Below are 17,309 nucleotides of genomic sequence, written 5' to 3'. Positions count from 1 at the left end.
GGGACAAGGTTACCATGCGCCTGCTCACCCGCCTGACTCTGGCCGCCCTGCTGGCCGCCAGCCCCGTGTTCGCCCTGGCCGCGGACGAGGTCACCGGCGATCCGGATGTGACCATCCGCCAGGATGGCGACAAGACCATCACCGAGTACCGGCAGAACGGCTTCCTCTATGCCATCAAGGTCACGCCGAAGAACGGCAAGCCCTACTTCCTGGTGCGCGCCGACGGCAGCGAGGGCAACTTCATCCGCTCCGACCAGCCGGACATGCTGATCCCGGCCTGGGAAATCTTCAGCTGGTAAGCGCCCATGTCCGTCTTCACCCCCCTGGAACGCCATGAGCTGGAAGTCTTCCTCGAACCCTACGGGCTCGGCCGCCTGAAGGACTTCCAGGGCATCGCCGCCGGTAGCGAGAACAGCAACTTCTTCGTCAGCCTGGAGGGCGGCGAGTTCGTCCTGACCCTGGTCGAGCGCGGCCCGCGCGGCGACATGCCGTTCTTCGTCGAACTGCTGGAGCGCCTGCACCAGGCCGGCCTGCCGGTGCCCTACGGCGTCGCCACCCGTGGCGGCGAGGTGCTGCGCGAGCTGGCCGAGAAGCCGGCGCTGCTGCAGCCGCGCCTGGCCGGCAAGCATGTCAGCCAGCCCAACGCCCATCACTGCGCGGAGATCGGCGCCTGGCTGGCGCGCCTGCATCTGGCCACCAGAGGCGACATTCTGGAAAGGCGCAGCGATCGCGGCCTCGACTGGATGCTGGAGGAGGGCCCGGTGCTGGCCCTGGAGCTACACGACGAGCAGCTGCCGCTGCTGCGCGACAGCCTGCAGGAAGTGGCCGAACTGAAGGCGCGCATCCTCGCCCTGCCGCGGGCCAACCTACACGCCGACCTGTTCCTCGACAACGCGCTGTTCGACGGCAATCACCTGACCGGGGTGATCGACTTCTACAACGCCTGCTCGGGGCCGATGCTCTACGACCTGGCGATCACCCTCAACGACTGGTGCTCGCTGGCCGACCAGCGCCTCGACCTGCCGCGCGCCCAGGCCCTGCTCGGCGCCTATGCCGCGCTACGCCCGTTCAGCCGCGCCGAGGCCGAGCTGTGGCCGGCCATGCTGCGCGTCGCCTGCCTGCGCTTCTGGCTGTCGAGGCTGATCGCCGCACGACGCTTCCAGGGCCGCGACGTGCTGGTCAAGGACCCCGGCGAGTTCCAGCGACGCCTGGCGCAGCGCCAGCAGGTCGGCCTGGAGCTGCCGCTGGCGCTGTAGGCCGGCTAATGTGCCCCGTAGGCTGGGTAGAGGCGCGCAGCGCAGAAACCCAGCGCCGCGTCCATGCTGGGTTTCGCTGCGCTCTACGCCAGCCTACGGCTACAGGCTTTCCAGGCAGCCGGCCAGCTCTTCGGCCAGGTTGCCCAGCAGCTGCTCATAGCTCAGCGCCTCGGCGCCCAGGGCATCCAGCTCGGCCAGCCTGACCGGCAGGCCGGCGGCCAGGGTCTCGGCCAGGCGCGGGCGCAGCGGCGGTTCGCTGAACACGCAGGCCGGGCCGGCGGCCTTCAGGCGCTCGCGCATCGCGGCGACCTGGCGGGCGCCCGGCTGCACTTCGCTGGCGGCGACGAACACCCCGACATGCTGCAGGCCATAGGCGCTCTCGAAGTAGTCGAAGGCCTGGTGGAAAACGAAGAACGGCTTGCCGGCCAGCGGCGCCAGGCGCGATTTCAACTCGGCATCGAGGCCGTTCAGGCGCCGCTCGAAGGCGGCCAGATTGGCCTGGTAACGCGCGGCATTGGCCGGGTCGGCGGCGGCCAGGTCGGCGGCCATCCGCGCCGCTATCGCCCGGGCATTGGCCGGCAGCAGCCAGAGGTGGGCATCCAGGCTGCCGGGGCGGTGGTCGTGGTCATGCTCGTCGGCGTGCCGCTCGTGTTCATCCTCGTGTTCGTGCTCGCCGCCTTGTTCCTCGCCGAAGTGGCGCAGGGTCAGGCCGGGCAGGGCCTGCACGGCGACGCTCGGCTGATCGCGGCCCTCGAGCAGGCGCGGCAGGAAAGTCTCCATGTCCGGGCCTATCCAGTACAGCAGGTCGGCGCTCTGCACCCGGCGCACATCGGAAGGGCGCAGGGCGAAGTGGTGCGGCGAGGCGCCGGGGGGCAGCAGCACTTCCGGCCGGCCGAGCTCGCCCTGCACGGCGGCGGCGATCAGCTGCAGCGGCTTGATGCTGGTCAGTACGCGGACTTCGGCCTGGGCGGCCAGGGGCAGGAGGCTGAGCAACAGGAGGGCAAGCTGGCGCGACACGGAACAACACTCGGCGGGTAAAGAGTAATAGAATAACGTCTCTTCACCCGGACGTCCTCGTCATGTTCAAGCCCCTGCCCGGCAACACCCCGCTGGCCTGCCTGCCGCACGACCACTCGCGCTGCGTGGCCGAGGCCCTGGCCGAGGCCGAGCAGCTCTGCGCCCGCCAGGGCACGCGCCTGACCGCACTGCGCAAGCGCGTGCTGGAGCTGGTCTGGGCCAGCCACAAGCCACTCGGCGCCTACGACATACTCGCCGTGCTGAGCGAGGAGGACGGCCGCCGCGCCGCGCCGCCGACCGTGTACCGGGCGCTGGACTTCCTCCTGGACAACGGCCTGGTGCACCGCATCGCCTCGCTCAACGCCTTTATCGGCTGCGTCCATCCGGGCCAGCTGCACCAGGGCCAGTTCCTGATCTGCCGGGCCTGCCACGCGGCCATCGAACTGGAGCTGCCGGCCATCAGCCAGGCCATAGTCGCCGGTGCCGGCGAGGTGGGCTTCGCCGTGGAGAGCCAGACGGTGGAAGTGGTCGGCCTGTGCGCCGGCTGCAGGAGATCGGCATGAGCGAGACGCTGATCCAGCTGGATGACGTCAGCCTGGCCTTCGCCGGCCAACCGGTGCTGCAACGGGTACGACTGGTCCTGCGCCCCGGCGAGATCGTCACCCTGATCGGCCCCAACGGCGCCGGCAAGACCACCCTGGTGCGCACCGTGCTCGGCCTGCTCAAGCCGGACAGCGGCAGCGTGCGGCGCAAGCCGCGCCTGCGCATCGGCTACATGCCGCAGAAGCTGCACGTCGATGCGACCCTGCCACTCTCGGTGCTGCGTTTCCTGCGCCTGGTGCCGGGCGTGGACCGCGCCGCCGCGCTGGCCGCGCTGGCGGAGGTGGGCGCCGAACAGGTACTCGACAGCCCGCTGCAGAGCATCTCCGGCGGCGAGTTGCAGCGCGTGCTGCTGGCCCGCGCCCTGCTGCGCGAGCCCGAGCTGCTGGTGCTCGACGAGCCGGTGCAGGGCGTCGACGTGGCCGGCCAGGCCGAGCTGTACCGCCTGATCACCCGGCTGCGCGACCGCCACGGCTGCGGCGTGCTGATGGTGTCCCACGACCTGCACCTGGTGATGAGCGCCACCGATCAGGTGATCTGCCTGAATCGCCATGTGTGCTGCTCGGGGCACCCGGAGCAGGTCAGCAACGACCCGGCCTTCATCGAGCTGTTCGGCCAGGACGCGCGCAGCCTGGCGATCTATCACCACCATCACGATCACAGCCACGACCTGCATGGCGAGGTGGTCGCCGAGCCGGGCCTGCGCATCCACGGCCCGGTCCATGTCCACGGCCCGGACTGTAAGCACTGATATGCCAGACTTCCTGCTCAACGCCCTGCTCGCCGGCCTGGCCCTGGCCCTGGTGGCCGGCCCGCTCGGCTCCTTCGTGGTGTGGCGGCGCATGGCCTACTTCGGCGACACCCTGTCGCATGCCGCCCTGCTCGGCGTGGCCCTGGGCTTTCTGCTCGACCTCAGCCCGACCCTGGCGGTGACCGCCGGCTGCCTGCTGCTGGCCGTGCTGCTGGTAACCCTGCAGCAGCGCCAGCCACTGGCCTCGGACACCCTGCTGGGCATCCTGGCACCGACCACCCTGTCGTTGGGGCTCGTCGTCCTGAGCTTTATGGACGAGGTGCGCATCGACCTGATGGGCTACCTGTTCGGCGATCTGCTGGCGGTGAGCGCCAGCGACCTGGCCTGGATACTGGGCGGCTGCGCCCTGGTCATGATCCTGCTGCTGCCGCTGTGGCGCCGCCTGCTGGCGATCACCGTGCACGAGGAACTGGCGCGGGTCGAGGGCCTGCCGGTGGCCGGCCTGCGCCTGGCGCTGATGCTGCTGATCGCCGTGGTCATCGCCGTGGCGATGAAGATAGTCGGCGTGCTGCTGATCACCTCGCTGCTGATCATCCCCGCCGCCGCCGCCCAGCGCCACGCGCGCACCCCGGAGCAGATGGCCACCGGCGCCAGCCTGCTGGGCATGCTCGCCGTGTGCGGCGGCCTGGCCCTGTCCTGGTACCAGGACACCCCGGCCGGGCCGTCCATCGTGGTGACCGCCGCGTCGATTTTCCTCATAGGCTTTGCTCTGCCCCGTCGGGCCCGCTAGGATTGGGCGTTTTTTGCCCAAACCAAAACGATACAGAACCGACAGGTCACAAAATGAACATCAATACGGGCCGCCATCTCGCCGGACTCGCCTTGGGACTGCTGGCGAGTGCGGCTCAGGCCGAATACTGGACAGTCGACGAGCAGGTCAAAAGCTTCAACCAGGTCTCGGCGCAGATCATGCACGGCGACCTGCAGGCCGCAGAAGCCAAGCTGGAAAGCATCCGCCAGAACATCGACAAGAGCGACGTGCGCATCGGCCAGTACCAACGCGAGCTGGCCAGCGCCTATCTGCAACGCGGCCGCCAGCAGCTGAGCGCCGGCGACAGGAGCGCCGCCGTGGCCACCCTGGGCCAGGGCGAGCGCCATCTGGCCGCCACCTCGCCGGCATTCAGGCAGCAGTACCGCAGCAGCCTGGACCAGGCCGCCCCGGCCACGGCCTCCGCCCAGCCGACGCCCGCACCGGCCAAGCCCAAGCCCACGCAGCAGGTCGCGGCCAAGCCCATGGCGGCCGACCAGGCGCAGAGCCAGGAGGAGCGCCGCGAGGACGTCGAGCGGCGCCTGCGCGAAGCCGAGGCGAGCATCGCGCGCAAGGAGGCCGAGCGTGCCCGCCAGCAGCAGTTGGCCGAACAGCAGGCCGCCGCCGAGCGCGAAGCCGCGCAGCAAGCCGTGGCCGCTCCGGCCAAGCCGCTGCCGGCTGCAGCACCCGTGGCCAAGGTCGAGACGCCCAAGCCCGCCGTGGCCGCCGCCCCGCGCGCGCGCCTGATCGACCCGGCCGCCGCCAGCAGCAGCGTGCCCATGCCGATGCTCGACGCCGACGACCGCGACAGCCTGCGCCTGCTGCTCGACCAGGTGGCCGCCGACGTGGTCGCCTTCGACTGCGCCGTGCGCCTGGAAGTGCGCGAGGCCAAGGACTACCCCTACGTCGCCGCCCTGCTCTCGGCGCGGATCAAGAAGCTGGACCCGGGCTTCGCCCCGCAGTTCTCCCCGGTGCTCAAACCGGACCAGCAGCCGCGCCTGGTGCTCAGCCCGCAGAGCAACAGCTGAGGCCCCGCCTCTGGCACGACGGCCGCCCTCGGGCGGCCGTTTGCTTTTTATGCCCTTATGAAAGTAATTCAGACCAAGAAAGACTAAGAGCGCATAAACAAAGTCGTTAAAATGCGCGGCTTTCGGCCAACCGCCTAGGCTAGCTGGAGTCGTCGCCCCGACCGGATCGCGACCGTTACTCCCCCGTACCCACAAGGTTCGCGCAGTGATCGAGTTCCACCACGTCAACAAATCCTACCGGGTCGCCGGCCGCGAAGTGCCGGCCCTGCGCGCCACCAGCCTGCGCATCGAGCGCGGCCAGGTGTTCGGCCTGATCGGCCACTCCGGCGCCGGCAAGAGCACCTTGCTGCGCCTGATCAACCGCCTGGAAGAGCCCAGCGGCGGCCGTATCGAGGTCGACGGCGAAGACGTCACCGCCCTCGACGCCGACGGCCTGCGCCGCTTCCGCCGCCAGGTCGGCATGATCTTCCAGCACTTCAACCTGCTGTCGTCCAAGACCGTGACCGCCAACGTGGCCATGCCGCTGGAGCTGGCCGGCGAGCTGAGCCGCGCCGAGATCGCCCGGCGCGTTGCGGAACTGCTGGCCCGGGTCGGCCTCAGCGAGCACGCCAACAAGTACCCGGCGCAGCTGTCCGGCGGGCAGAAACAGCGCGTCGGCATCGCTCGCGCGTTGTCGACCAACCCGAAGATCCTGCTGTGCGACGAGGCCACCAGCGCCCTCGACCCGCAGACCACCGCGCAGGTCCTGCAGCTGCTGGCCGAGATCAACCGCGAGCTGGGCCTGACCATAGTGCTGATCACCCACGAGATGGACGTGATCCGCCGAGTCTGCGACCAGGTGGCGGTGATGGATGGCGGCTCGATAGTCGAACAGGGCCCGGTGGCCCAGGTGTTCCTGCATCCGCAGCACCCGACCAGCAGGCGCTTCGTCCAGGAAGACGAGCATGTCGACGAGAACGAGCAGCGCGACGACTTCGCCCATGTCAGCGGGCGCATCCTGCGCCTGACCTTCCAGGGCGAGGCCACCTACGCCCCGCTGCTGGGCACCGTGGCCCGCTCCACCGGCGTGGACTACAGCATCCTCGCCGGGCGCATCGACCGCATCAAGGACACCCCCTACGGCCAGCTGACCCTGGCCATCACCGGCGGCGACTTCACTGCCGCGCTGGCGCAGTTCGCCGCCGCCGACGTGCATCTGGAGGTGCTGCGATGATCGATTCCCTGCTCGCCACCTGGCTGCCCAACGTCGACTGGCAGGAGATCGGCTACGCCAGCCTCGACACTCTCAATATGCTCGGTGGCGCCACGCTATTTACCGTACTCCTGGGTCTTCCCCTGGGCGTGCTGCTATTTCTCACCGGCCCGCGGCAGATGTTCGAGCAGCGCGCGCTGTATGCCGTGCTGTCGCTGCTGGTCAACGTGCTGCGCTCGGTGCCGTTCGTGATCCTGCTGATCCTGATGATCCCGCTGACCGTGCTGATCACCGGCACCTCGCTGGGCGTGGCCGGCGCCATCCCGCCGCTGGTGGTCGGCGCCACGCCGTTCTTCGCCCGCCTGGTGGAAACCGCCCTGCGCGAAGTCGACCGCGGCATCATCGAAGCCACCCAGGCGATGGGCGCCAGCACGCTGCAGATCATCTTCCGCGCCCTGCTGCCGGAAGCCCTGCCGGGCCTGATCGCCGCCGCCACGGTGACCGCCATCACCCTGGTGTCCTACACCGCCATGAGCGGCCTGATCGGCGGCGGCGGCCTCGGTGACCTGGCCGTGCGCTACGGCTACCAGCGCTACCAGCCGGACGTGATGGCCGTCACCGTGATCCTCCTGCTGGTCCTGGTGCAGGTGCTGCAGATGGTCGGCGATCGTCTGGTCGTGCATTTTTCCCGCAAGTAAATCCCGCTAGAAGCGCGGGGCCCGTTATCCACGGGGCCCCGCATCACCTTCCCACAAGGAGCCCCCATGAAGAATCTGCTGACCGCCCTGGCCGCCTCCCTGGCCCTCACCACCACCGCCGCCCAGGCCGGCGAAATCAGCGTCGCCGCTACCGCCGTGCCGCACGCGGAGATCCTCGAATTCGTCAAGCCGGCCCTGGCCAAGCAGGGCGTCGAGCTGAAGATCAAGGTCTTCACCGACTACGTGCAGCCCAACGTGCAGGTGGCCGAGGGCCGCCTGGACGCCAACTTCTTCCAGCACCAGCCCTACCTGGACGAGTTCAATGCCTCGCGCGGCACCGCCCTGGTGAGCATCGCCGGGGTGCACGTCGAGCCCTTCGGCGCCTACTCCAGCAAGGTCAAGAGCCTGGACGAGCTGAGCGAGGGCGCCCAGGTGGTGATCCCCAACGACGCCACCAACGGCGGCCGCGCCCTGCTGCTGCTGCAGAGCACCGGCCTGATCAAGCTCAAGGAAGGCGCCGGCATCACCGCCACAGTCCGCGACATCGCCGAGAACCCGAAGAACATCAAGGTGCGTGAACTGGAGGCGGCCACCCTGCCGCGCGTACTGCCGCAGGTCGACCTGGCGCTGATCAACACCAACTACGCCCTGGAAGCCGGCCTCAACCCGACCCAGGACGCCCTGGCGATCGAGGGCTCCGACTCGCCCTACGTCAATATCCTGGTGACCGCCAGCGAGAAGAAGGACGACGCCGACCTGCAGAAGCTGGCCCAGGCGCTGCACGGCGCCGAGGTGAAGCAGTTCATCGTCGACAAGTACCAGGGCGCCGTGGTGCCGGCGTTCTGAGCGCCGCGCAGCGATGGGTCGAAGAACCCGCTCAATGCGTATGCTGTTCACTTAAGAAAACGCCGCGACTTCTTTACAGAGTCGCGGCGTTTTTCTGGCTTGGCCAGCAGCGAAGGACACTGCGCAATACCATGGCCTGGATGTCGCGCGCTCCCCTCTCCCGCCGGGAGAGGGGCTGGGGGGTGAGGGACAATCGCCTACTCGTTGCCTCCCTCATCCGCCCGCGGCCCGCCCAGCCCTCTCCCAGGGGGAGAGGGAGAACAACAGCCGCAGACCTGAACCAAAAAAAGTCCGGCCATGGCCGTGATGTCGCTAAGTGAACAGCATTACGCTCAATGCGGGCTTTTTCGTTTCAGCGTGTAGGGTGGACAACGCCGCAGGCCTGTCCGCCCTACGAGCGCTATTGCAGAACGAGCAGGCTCGGCAGCTGGGCAGCCAGCTTGTCGTTGTTCAGTGGCGCGCGGATGAAGCCACGCTGGGTGCCGTCCGGACCGATGATCACCAGGTTGCCGCTGTGGTCGACGGTGTAGTTCTCCTGGCTGGTGTCGGCCGGGATGAAGGGAATGCTGACGCCATTGGCCAGCTTCTGGATGTCGGCCTGGGCACCGGTCAGGCCCTGGAAAGCGGGGTCGAAGAAGCCCAGGTACTTCTTCAGCTGCTCCGGTGAGTCACGGTGCGGGTCGACCGTCACCAGTACCACGCGCAGCCGATGCTTGGCTTCGTCCGGCAGCATGCCCAGCAGCTGGCGCAACTGGGCCAGGGTGGCCGGGCAGATGTCCGGGCAGAAGGTGTAGCCGAAGAACAGCAGGCTCCACTTGTCCTTGAGGCCATCCACGGCCACCGCCTGGCCGTCCTGATTGGTCAGCGACAGCGCCGGCAGGCTGCGGCTCTGCGGCAGCAGGACGATGCCGGCGTCGAGCAGCGCCACCTTGTCGGTGCCGTCGCCCTTGCTGTTGAGCACCTTGTTGACGGTGAGGCCGAGCACCAGGGCGACGAAGGCGGCGAGGACGATGACGGTTTTCTGCGTACGGCTCATGCAATCTCTCTTGGATAGGGGCGGGCGCTACAGGTTGAGCAGCAGGTAGTGATCGGCCAGCAGGGCGATGAACAGCAGGAACAGGTACCAGATACTGTACTTGAAGGTGTTGATCGCGGCGTGCGGCCGGCTGTCACGGTACAGTACCCAGGCCCAGAACATGAAGCGCCCGCCGAGCAGCAGCGCCGCCGCGAGATAGAGCGGCCCGCTCATGTGGATGGCGTAGGGCAGCAGGGTCACCGCCAGCATCGCGGCGGTGTACAGCAGGATGTGCACCTTGGTGTAGTGCTCGCCGTGGGTGACCGGCAGCATGGGAATATCGGCCTTGGCGTACTCCTCCTTGCGATGGATGGCCAGGGCCCAGAAGTGCGGCGGGGTCCAGGCGAAGATGATCAGCACCAGCAGCAGCGGCTCGGCGCTCAGATGCCCGGCGGCGGCGACCCAGCCGAGCAGCGGCGGGGCGGCGCCGGCCAGGCCGCCGATCACGATGTTCTGCGGCGTGGCGCGCTTGAGGAAGCCGGTGTAGAGCACCGCGTAGCCGAGCAGCGAGGCCAGGGTCAGCCAGGCGGTCAGCTCATTGGTGAAGGCCAGCAGCAGGGCCTGGCCGGCCACCGCCAAGAGCAGGGCGAAGCCCAACGCCGCCGGCACCGAGACGCGCCCGGCGGTGACCGGGCGCTTGTGGGTACGCGCCATGATCGAGTCGATGCGCCGGTCGACCACGTGGTTGACCGCCGCCGCCGCGCCGGCGCACAGGCCGATGCCGAGGTTGCCGAACAGCAGCACGGTCCAGGGCACCCCGGCGCGGGTGGCGAGGAACATGCCGACCAGCGAGGTGATCAGCATCAGCAGTACCACCCGGGGTTTGGTCAGCTCCAGGTAGTCACGCCAGCTGGCGGATTCGGAGTGGGCTCGCAGCGCTGTAGCCATGGCGTTTCTCCTCTACTTATTTACCGACCGCCGCCAGGGCACCGGCGGCGGTCGCGGTCTGCGCCATGCGAGCAAGGCTCGCGGCACGACGCAGGCGATAGTTGATCAGGACCAGCACCAGCAGCAGGGTCGCGCCGCCGCCGTTGTGCGCCACCGCCACGACCAGCGGCAGGTGCAACAGCACGTTGCTCACCCCCAGGCCGATCTGCACGGCCAGCGCCAGCAGCAGCAGCCCGGCCAGGCGACCGAGGCCGGCCGCGCGCAGGCGCCAGGCCAGCAGCAGCAGGACCAGGGCGAGCACCACGGCACCCAGCCTGTGGGTCATATGGATGGCGGTGCGCGCGTCGCTGTCGAGCTGCCCACCGAGGTAATTCGGGCCGATATGCTGAGTCAGATGAAAGCCGTTGGCGAAGTCCATCGCCGGCCACCACTGGCCATGACAGGTCGGCAGGTCGACGCAGGCGACCGCCGCGTAATTGGAGCTGACCCAGCCGCCCAGGGCGATCTGGCACACCGCCAGGACCAGCGCCATGCCGGCCAGCAGGCGCAAGCGCAGGGGCAAGCCGGGCAATACCGGCAATGCGCCGGACAGGCGCAGGCTGAGCAGGAACAGCAGCGCCAAGGTGGTGAAGCCGCCCAGCAGGTGGGCGGTGACCACCTGCGGCCAGAGCTTGAGGGTCACGGTCCACATGCCGAAGGCGGCCTGGGCGATGACCACGCCGAGCAGCAGCAGCGGCAGCTTCAGCGGCTGGCCGCCGGCGCCGCGACGACGCAGGGCCTGCACGGCCAGGCCGAGAATGATCAGACCGAGAGTGCCGGCGAAATAGCGGTGGACCATCTCGTTCCAGCCTTTCTCCGCTTCCACCGGGGCATGGGGGAAGTTGGCCTCGGCATGGGCCAGCTGCGCCTCGCTCTGCGGCACACCGATAAAACCGTAGCAGCCCGGCCAGTCCGGACAGCCGAGGCCGGCATGGGTGAGCCGGGTGTAGGCGCCGAGCAGCACCACCACTACCGCCAGGGCGGTGGCGAACAGGGCCAGGCGGTAACCGGGCAGGGTCTTGCGTTCACTCATCCGGGGCCTCTCTTGTTGTTGTGCTGGCCGTTTGGGGGCTAGCCGATCTGCGAGAGTTTCAGCAGCAGGCGCAGGTCATTGAGGATGTCCTTGCCCCTAGCCTTGGCGTCATAGCGCAGCACCAGGTTGCCGTGCGGGTCGACTATCCATAGCTGCGCGCCCTCGGTCACCGGGACCTGCCTCCGGTAAGCCAGCTCATCCAGGCCGTAACGGCCGAGCTGCGGGTACTCGCGCCTGAGCTGTTCGTCGTAGTCGCCCGCCAGCGGCCGGCTCAGGGCCAGGCCATGGGCCGCGCGGGAAGCGTCGCGATTCAGGCCGATATGGATCTGCCGGGCGGCATAGACCAGCTGGCGGCAGTCCGCCGCGCAGTCGCCGGCGCTGGTGACCAGCAGTTGCCAACGCTCCTGCTCGGCGCCCTGCACGCCGATGTCGGCCAGCTGGCTGCCATCGCCGATCAGGCTGCCGTGGTAATTGCGCCCGTCCGGCACCCAGAAACGCCACTGGTACATGGCGGTGGCGAGGATCATCGGGCCGATGGCCACCAGCAGCAGCAGGATCAGCTGCCAGCGCCCGCGGGGCCGCGGCGCCTCAGGAGTGGAAAGGGCCGGATTCATGGCTGGGCTCATGCTGATTCTCCCGCGCGAATTGTCTTGAGTTGTGGATGCCGAGATAGAGGTAGAGGCCGAGCAGGGCGGCAGCCAGGGCGAACCACTGCACGGCGTAGCCGTTGTGCTTCTCCGGGCCCATGGCCACCACCGGCCATTCGGCCCGGTAGGCGGCGGGGCCGGGTTCGAGGCGTACCTCGTAGGCCATGCCGCCGCGGCCGAGCTGGCGCCACAGGCGCTCCGGCTGCACCGCCGTGATCAGCCGTGGCCAGTCGCCGCCGGCCGGGTCGGCACCCAGCTGGAAGGCCTCGCCGAGCGGCACATGGACCCGCGCCACCAGTTCCAGCGGCTGTTCCGGGGTGGTGAATTGCGGCGGCGTGCGCCGGTCCGGCCAGGGCAGCCAGCCGCGGTTGACCAGCAGCCAGAGGCCGGAGGCCTGATCGTAGAAGGGTTGCAGCAACTCGACGCCGACCCGGCCGTCACGCTGGCGGTTGTCCAGCAACAGGCTGTGGCGCTCATCGAACTGGCCACTCAGGCGGATGCGCAGGTGGGCGAGATCAGCATGCCGTTCCAGTTCGGTCACGCTCATGGGCGCGGCCTGCTCGCGGGCGGCGAAGCCTTCCAGCAGCGCACGCTTCTCCTCGGCACGGGCCAGCTGCCACAGGCCCAGACCGAGCAACAGCGGCAACAGCAGAGCCACCGCGATGCTGGGCAACCAGCCCGGACGAAAGCCGCTCATGGCCCTACGCCCGAGACGCGGATGCGGCTGGCTATACTGATACTGCACACCATCCCCCCATCCCCCGGAGTCACGCATGCTCAAGGCCGCGATCATCCTCCTGCTGCTGGCCACCCTGGCCAGCCTGTTCAGCGGCCTGTTCTTCCTGGTCAAGGACGAGGGCCGCGGCTCGCGGCTGGTCAACGCCCTGACCGTCCGCGTGATCCTGGCCGCCGTCACCCTGGCGTTGATCGCCTGGGGCTTCTACAGCGGCCAGCTGGTTTCTCATGTCACCTGGTAACGACAAAACGCAAGCGGTCCGCACTGTTTTCTCTTGCGGCTTGAGGCTTGCGGCTCACCGCTGCCTCACAGCACATAGACGAAGATAAACAGGCCTATCCACACAACGTCGACGAAGTGCCAGTACCAGCTGGCCGCCTCGAAGCCGAAGTGGTGATCACCGTCGAAGTGCCCGCGCAGGATGCGGATCAGCATGATCGTCAGGATCAGCGCGCCGAGCGTCACGTGGGCGCCGTGGAAGCCGGTGAGCATGAAGAAGGTGGCGCCGTAGATGCCCGAGCCCAGAGTCAGACCCAGCTCGTTGTAGGCGTGGATGTACTCCTCGGCCTGGAAGAACAGGAAGGTGACGCCGAGCAGCACGGTCAGCGCCAGCCAGATCTTCAGCGGCTTGCGCTTGTTGTGCTTGAGCGCGTGGTGGGCGAAGGTCACGGTGAAGCTGGAGGACACCAGCAGTATGGTGTTGAGCAGCGGCAGCTCCCAGGGCGAAATGATGTCCGTGGGCCCGGGGAACAGCTTGGGGTCGGGGTTGCTGAGCAAGGGCCAGGTGAAGTCGAAGTTCGGCCAGAGCATGTTGGCCACGCCCTTGTCGCCCTCGCCACCGAGCCAGGGACCGGCGAAGGTGCGCACATAGAACAGGGCGCCGAAGAAGGCGGCGAAGAACATCACCTCGGAGAAGATGAACCAGCTCATGCCCCAGCGGAACGAGCGGTCCATCTGCGGGCTGTACAGGCCGCCGCGGCTCTCCCTGATCACGTTGCCGAACCAGCCGAACAGCATGTAGGCGAGGATCAGGCCGCCGACGAAGAAGATCAGCGGGCCGTTGGATTCGGCGCGTTCGGCCTTGAGGTCGTTGAACCAGGTGCCGACCCCATACACCGAGGTCAGCATGCCGAGGGTGGCGATGATCGGCCACTTGCTCTGGGCCGGGACGTAGTAGTTCTCGTGACTCGACATTTGTTGTTCTCCTTATGGAGCCGCCCGCTGAGGGGCTGTCTGGGCAAGAGTCGCCTGCGCGACGGGTGGCTTGCGCGCAGTGATATCGAACAGGGTGTAGGCCAGGGTCAGGTGCTTCACGTCCTTGGGTAAGTCCTTGTCGACGATGAAACGCACCGGCATCTCGATACGCTCGCCGGGTTGCAGCACCTGCTGGGTGAAACAGAAGCACTCGGTCTTGTGGAAGAAGGCCGCGGCCTTGGACGGCGCCACGCTGGGAATGGCCTGGGCGGTCATCGGCCGATTCGTCGGGTTGTGGGCGACAAACAGCATCTGGTTGCTCGCCCCCGGCGCCACGCTCAGTTCGTCAGCGAGCGGGCGGAACTCCCAGACCATGTCGGCGGCATTGGTGGCGAGGAACTGCACGCGCACCCGGCGCGCCTCGTCCACGGCCTGCTCGCCCTGGTAGGCCCCGGCGGTCTTGCCGTTGATGCCGAAGGCCTGGCACATCACGTCGTAGATCGGCACCAGGGCGAAGCCGAAGGCGAACATGCAGGCCACCACCACCAGCAGGCGGGTGACCAGACGTCCGGTGCTCAGGCTTTCGCTCATGGCCCAGCCCCTACTTCACTTCCGGCGGAGTGGTGAAGGTGTGGTAGGGCGCCGGCGAGGGCACCGTCCACTCCAGCCCCTCGGCGCCGTCCCAAGGCTTGGCCGCGGCCGGCTTGCCGCCACGGATGCACTTGATGACGATGAACAGGAACAGGAACTGGGTTGCGCCGAAGGTGAAGGCGCCGATCGACGAGATCATGTTGAAGTCGGCGAACTGCAGGTTGTAGTCCGGAATACGCCGCGGCATGCCGGCCAGGCCGACGAAGTGCATGGGGAAGAAGGCCATGTTCATGCCGATGAAGCTCAGCCAGAAGTGCAGCTTGGCCAGGGTCTCGTCGTACATGTGGCCGGTCCACTTGGGCAGCCAGTAGTAGGCCGAGGCGAAGATGCCGAAGATCGCCCCGGGCACCAGCACATAGTGGAAGTGCGCCACCACGAAGTAGGTGTCGTGGTACTGGAAGTCCGCCGGGGCGATGGCCAGCATCAGCCCGGAGAGGCCACCGATGGTGAACAGGATGACGAAGGCCACGGCGAACAGCATCGGTGCCTCGAAGGTCATCGAACCCTGCCACATGGTGGTCACCCAGTTGAACACCTTCACCCCGGTGGGCACGGCGATCAGCATGGTGGCGTACATGAAGAACAGCTCGCCCGTGAGAGGTATCCCCACGGTGAACATATGGTGGGCCCAGACGATGAACGACAGGAAGGCGATCGAGGCGGTGGCGTAGACCATCGAGGTGTAGCCGAACAGCGGCTTGCGCGCGAAGGCCGGGATGATCGCGCTGACGGCGCCGAAGGCCGGCAGGATCATGATGTACACCTCGGGGTGGCCGAAGAACCAGAACACGTGCTGGAACAGCACCGGATCGCCGCCACCGGCGGCATTGAAGAAGCTGGTGCCGAAGTGCACGTCCATCAGCATCATGGTCACGCAGCCGGCCAGCACCGGCATCACCGCGATCAGCAGGAAGGCGGTGATCAGCCAGGTCCAGACGAACAGCGGCATCTTCATCAGAGTCATGCCCGGTGCGCGCAGGTTGAGGATGGTGGCGATCACGTTGATCGCGCCCATGATCGAACTGATGCCCATCAGGTGCACGGCGAAGATGAAGAAGGTCACCGACTCCGGCGCGTAGGTGGTCGACAGCGGCGCGTAGAAGGTCCAGCCGAAGTTCGGCCCGCCACCCTCGCTGAACAGGGTCGAGACCAGCAGCAGGAAGGCCGCCGGCAGCAGCCAGAAGCTGAAGTTGTTCATCCGCGGCAGGGCCATGTCCGGCGCGCCCACCATCAGCGGGATCATCCAGTTGGCCAGGCCGACGAAGGCCGGCATCACGGCGCCGAACACCATGATCAGGCCGTGCATGGTGGTCATCTGGTTGAAGAACTCCGGCTGCACGATCTGCAGGCCCGGCTGGAACAGCTCGGCGCGGATCACCATGGCCATGGACCCGCCGAGCAGGAACATGGCGAAGCTGAACCACAGGTACATGGTGCCGATGTCCTTGTGGTTGGTGGTCAGCACCCAACGCATCAGGCCCTTGGCCGGGCCGTGGTGATGGTCATGGCCGGCATGACCATGCTCTTTGTGAGAGTCGATCACTGCACCCATGTCACTTCTCCTCGGCCTGCTTGAGCTCCAACACCTCTTTCGGGGTGACCATGTCGTTCATGGCGTTACCCCAGGCATTGCGCTCGTAGGTGATGACGGCGGCGATATCCACTTCCGACAGCTGCTTGCCGAAGGCGGCCATGGCGGTGCCGGGCTTGCCGTGGAAGACGATGTCGAGATGGCCCTGTTTGGGCCCGGTGGCGATCTTCGAGCCCTTGAGTGCCGGGAACATCGGCGGCAAGCCTTGGCCCTCGGCCTGGTGGCAGGAAGCGCAGTTGGTCTGATAGACCTTGTTGCCACGCTCGACCAGTTCCTCCTGGGTCCACTCCTTGCTGGTCAGCTCCTTGAGTTTTGCCGCCTCTTCCTTGCGCGCGGCCAGCCACTCGGCGAAGTCCTCCTTGCTCTTGGCCTCCACCACCACCGGCATGAAGCCGTGATCCTTGCCACACAGCTCGGTGCACTGGCCACGGTAGATGCCGGGCTCCTCGATGCGCGTCCAGGACTCGTTGATGAAGCCGGGGATGGCGTCCTTCTTCACCGCCAGGGCCGGCACCCACCAGGAGTGGATCACGTCGGCGGCGGTGATGAGGAAACGCACCTTGGTACCCACCGGCACCACCAGCGGCTCGTCCACCTCCAGCAGGTAGTGCTCACCCTTGGCGTCCTGGTTATGGATCTGGCTGGCGGGCGTGGCCAGGTTGCTGAAGTACTCGACGTCCTGGCCCAGGTACTTGTAGTGCCATTTCCATTGGTAGCCGGTGACCTGGATGTCCAGCTCCGACTCGGAAGTGTCGTAGAGGTCGATCAGGGTCTTGGTGGCCGGAACGGCCATGGCGACCAGGATGACGAAGGGCACCACGGTCCAGAGAATCTCCACCGTGGTGCTCTCGTGGAAATGCGCCGGCTGCTGGCCGGTGGAGCGGCGATGGATCAGCATGGACCAGAACATCACGCCGAACACCACCACGCCGATCACGACGCAGATCCAGAAGATGATCATGTGCAAATCGAAGACGGTGCGGCTGACCTCGGTGGCGCCGGGAGCCATGTTCACAGTCCAGGCGGCATGTGCCGAGCCGAACGCAAGCCACAGCAACAGGCCCATCCAGACGCGTGGATGTCGCATCATTGCGGGTTCCCCTCGTTGTTCTTTTTATCCCGCCGGCTGGGCCCGCGGCTTAAGGGATCGACCTTGCCGATACTGCTGGCTACCGCTGTCGAAACCTTTCCGTGCCACTGCCCGTCCGGTTCCATCAGGTAACGCCTTGCGCTTCGAGTATAGACAGGGAAGCGTGGTG

At 67.4% G+C, this 17,309-nt stretch carries 20 protein-coding genes; 10 read left to right on the top strand and 10 right to left on the bottom strand.

Annotated elements, in window-relative coordinates:
* Positions 1-14: 14 nt before the first annotated feature.
* Positions 15-299: a DUF2782 domain-containing protein gene (locus tag AAFN46_RS13015; protein WP_347809122.1), complete on the top strand. Its 285-nt coding sequence runs from the start codon at positions 15-17 to the stop codon at positions 297-299.
* Between the two features lie 6 nt (positions 300-305).
* A complete protein-coding gene (locus AAFN46_RS13010; protein ID WP_347809121.1) occupies positions 306-1,256 on the top strand; it encodes a homoserine kinase in 951 nt (316 codons plus the stop codon).
* 99 nt (positions 1,257-1,355) lie between these two features.
* Here AAFN46_RS13010 and AAFN46_RS13005 read toward each other — a convergent pair whose 3' ends face one another.
* On the bottom strand, positions 1,356-2,273 hold the full coding sequence (locus AAFN46_RS13005; RefSeq protein WP_347809120.1) for a zinc ABC transporter substrate-binding protein: 918 nt from the start codon (positions 2,271-2,273) through the stop codon (positions 1,356-1,358).
* A gap of 62 nt (positions 2,274-2,335) precedes the next feature.
* Between AAFN46_RS13005 and AAFN46_RS13000 the strand changes: the two genes are divergently transcribed.
* The 7 genes from AAFN46_RS13000 to AAFN46_RS12970 all read left to right on the top strand — a co-directional run bounded on the left by AAFN46_RS13000 (position 2,336) and on the right by AAFN46_RS12970 (position 8,196).
* Positions 2,336-2,836: a Fur family transcriptional regulator gene (locus AAFN46_RS13000; RefSeq protein ID WP_347809119.1), complete on the top strand. Its 501-nt coding sequence runs from the start codon at positions 2,336-2,338 to the stop codon at positions 2,834-2,836.
* Positions 2,833-3,624, top strand: a complete 792-nt coding sequence (gene znuC / locus AAFN46_RS12995; protein ID WP_347809118.1) for a zinc ABC transporter ATP-binding protein ZnuC — start codon at positions 2,833-2,835, stop codon at positions 3,622-3,624. Before AAFN46_RS13000 ends, znuC begins: the two co-directional genes overlap by 4 nt.
* Position 3,625: 1 nt before the next feature.
* The gene (znuB, locus tag AAFN46_RS12990; protein WP_347809117.1) at positions 3,626-4,414 is read left to right on the top strand and encodes a zinc ABC transporter permease subunit ZnuB; all 789 of its coding nucleotides are present in this window, start codon (positions 3,626-3,628) and stop codon (positions 4,412-4,414) included.
* 53 nt (positions 4,415-4,467) lie between these two features.
* Positions 4,468-5,460, top strand: coding sequence for a hypothetical protein (locus AAFN46_RS12985; RefSeq protein ID WP_347809116.1), 993 nt, complete (start codon positions 4,468-4,470; stop codon positions 5,458-5,460).
* Positions 5,461-5,665: 205 nt separating this feature from the next.
* Positions 5,666-6,673 carry a methionine ABC transporter ATP-binding protein gene (locus AAFN46_RS12980; RefSeq protein ID WP_347809115.1) on the top strand — a complete coding sequence of 336 codons (1,008 nt, stop codon included), beginning with the start codon at positions 5,666-5,668 and terminating at the stop codon, positions 6,671-6,673.
* On the top strand, positions 6,670-7,350 hold the full coding sequence (locus tag AAFN46_RS12975; RefSeq protein WP_347809114.1) for a methionine ABC transporter permease: 681 nt from the start codon (positions 6,670-6,672) through the stop codon (positions 7,348-7,350). Before AAFN46_RS12980 ends, AAFN46_RS12975 begins: the two co-directional genes overlap by 4 nt.
* 66 nt (positions 7,351-7,416) lie before the next feature.
* On the top strand, positions 7,417-8,196 hold the full coding sequence (locus tag AAFN46_RS12970) for a MetQ/NlpA family ABC transporter substrate-binding protein (protein WP_347809113.1): 780 nt from the start codon (positions 7,417-7,419) through the stop codon (positions 8,194-8,196).
* Positions 8,197-8,596: 400 nt separating this feature from the next.
* Here the strand turns inward: AAFN46_RS12970 and AAFN46_RS12965 are convergent, their stop codons facing one another.
* Genes AAFN46_RS12965 through AAFN46_RS12945 form a run of 5 tightly spaced genes read right to left on the bottom strand, consistent with a single transcriptional unit; the run spans position 8,597 to position 12,575 of the window.
* On the bottom strand, positions 8,597-9,232 hold the full coding sequence (locus tag AAFN46_RS12965; protein ID WP_347809112.1) for an SCO family protein: 636 nt from the start codon (positions 9,230-9,232) through the stop codon (positions 8,597-8,599).
* 27 nt (positions 9,233-9,259) lie between these two features.
* Positions 9,260-10,159, bottom strand: a complete 900-nt coding sequence (gene cyoE / locus AAFN46_RS12960; RefSeq protein ID WP_347809111.1) for a heme o synthase — start codon at positions 10,157-10,159, stop codon at positions 9,260-9,262.
* A gap of 16 nt (positions 10,160-10,175) precedes the next feature.
* Positions 10,176-11,231 carry a COX15/CtaA family protein gene (locus AAFN46_RS12955; RefSeq protein WP_347809110.1) on the bottom strand — a complete coding sequence of 352 codons (1,056 nt, stop codon included), beginning with the start codon at positions 11,229-11,231 and terminating at the stop codon, positions 10,176-10,178.
* Positions 11,232-11,269: 38 nt separating this feature from the next.
* Positions 11,270-11,845, bottom strand: a complete 576-nt coding sequence (locus tag AAFN46_RS12950) for a hypothetical protein (protein ID WP_347809109.1) — start codon at positions 11,843-11,845, stop codon at positions 11,270-11,272.
* Positions 11,820-12,575, bottom strand: coding sequence for an SURF1 family protein (locus AAFN46_RS12945; RefSeq protein ID WP_347809108.1), 756 nt, complete (start codon positions 12,573-12,575; stop codon positions 11,820-11,822). The genes AAFN46_RS12950 and AAFN46_RS12945 overlap by 26 nt, the downstream gene beginning before the upstream one ends.
* Before the next feature lie 76 nt (positions 12,576-12,651).
* Between AAFN46_RS12945 and AAFN46_RS12940 the strand changes: the two genes are divergently transcribed.
* Positions 12,652-12,855, top strand: a complete 204-nt coding sequence (locus tag AAFN46_RS12940) for a twin transmembrane helix small protein (protein ID WP_347809107.1) — start codon at positions 12,652-12,654, stop codon at positions 12,853-12,855.
* 65 nt (positions 12,856-12,920) lie between these two features.
* On the opposite strand, the gene AAFN46_RS12935 is transcribed toward AAFN46_RS12940, so the two are convergent.
* From AAFN46_RS12935 to coxB, 4 genes are read right to left on the bottom strand one after another with little or no spacing between them, the layout of a single operon-like run.
* Complete coding sequence (locus AAFN46_RS12935; protein WP_347809106.1) at positions 12,921-13,808, bottom strand: cytochrome c oxidase subunit 3; 888 nt, start codon at positions 13,806-13,808, stop codon at positions 12,921-12,923.
* Between the two features lie 12 nt (positions 13,809-13,820).
* Positions 13,821-14,399, bottom strand: a complete 579-nt coding sequence (locus AAFN46_RS12930; RefSeq protein WP_347809105.1) for a cytochrome c oxidase assembly protein — start codon at positions 14,397-14,399, stop codon at positions 13,821-13,823.
* 10 nt (positions 14,400-14,409) lie between these two features.
* Complete coding sequence (gene ctaD / locus AAFN46_RS12925; protein WP_347809104.1) at positions 14,410-16,011, bottom strand: cytochrome c oxidase subunit I; 1,602 nt, start codon at positions 16,009-16,011, stop codon at positions 14,410-14,412.
* Position 16,012: 1 nt separating this feature from the next.
* A complete protein-coding gene (gene coxB / locus AAFN46_RS12920) occupies positions 16,013-17,140 on the bottom strand; it encodes a cytochrome c oxidase subunit II (RefSeq protein WP_347809103.1) in 1,128 nt (375 codons plus the stop codon).
* Between the last annotated feature and the right edge of the window lie 169 nt (positions 17,141-17,309).

Origin of the sequence: Pseudomonas sp. CAU 1711, assembly GCF_039888625.1 — a bacterium.
GTDB lineage: Bacteria > Pseudomonadota > Gammaproteobacteria > Pseudomonadales > Pseudomonadaceae > Aquipseudomonas.
Note: the sequence above shows the minus strand (reverse complement) of the source record. Positions and strands in the feature narration are given on the sequence as shown.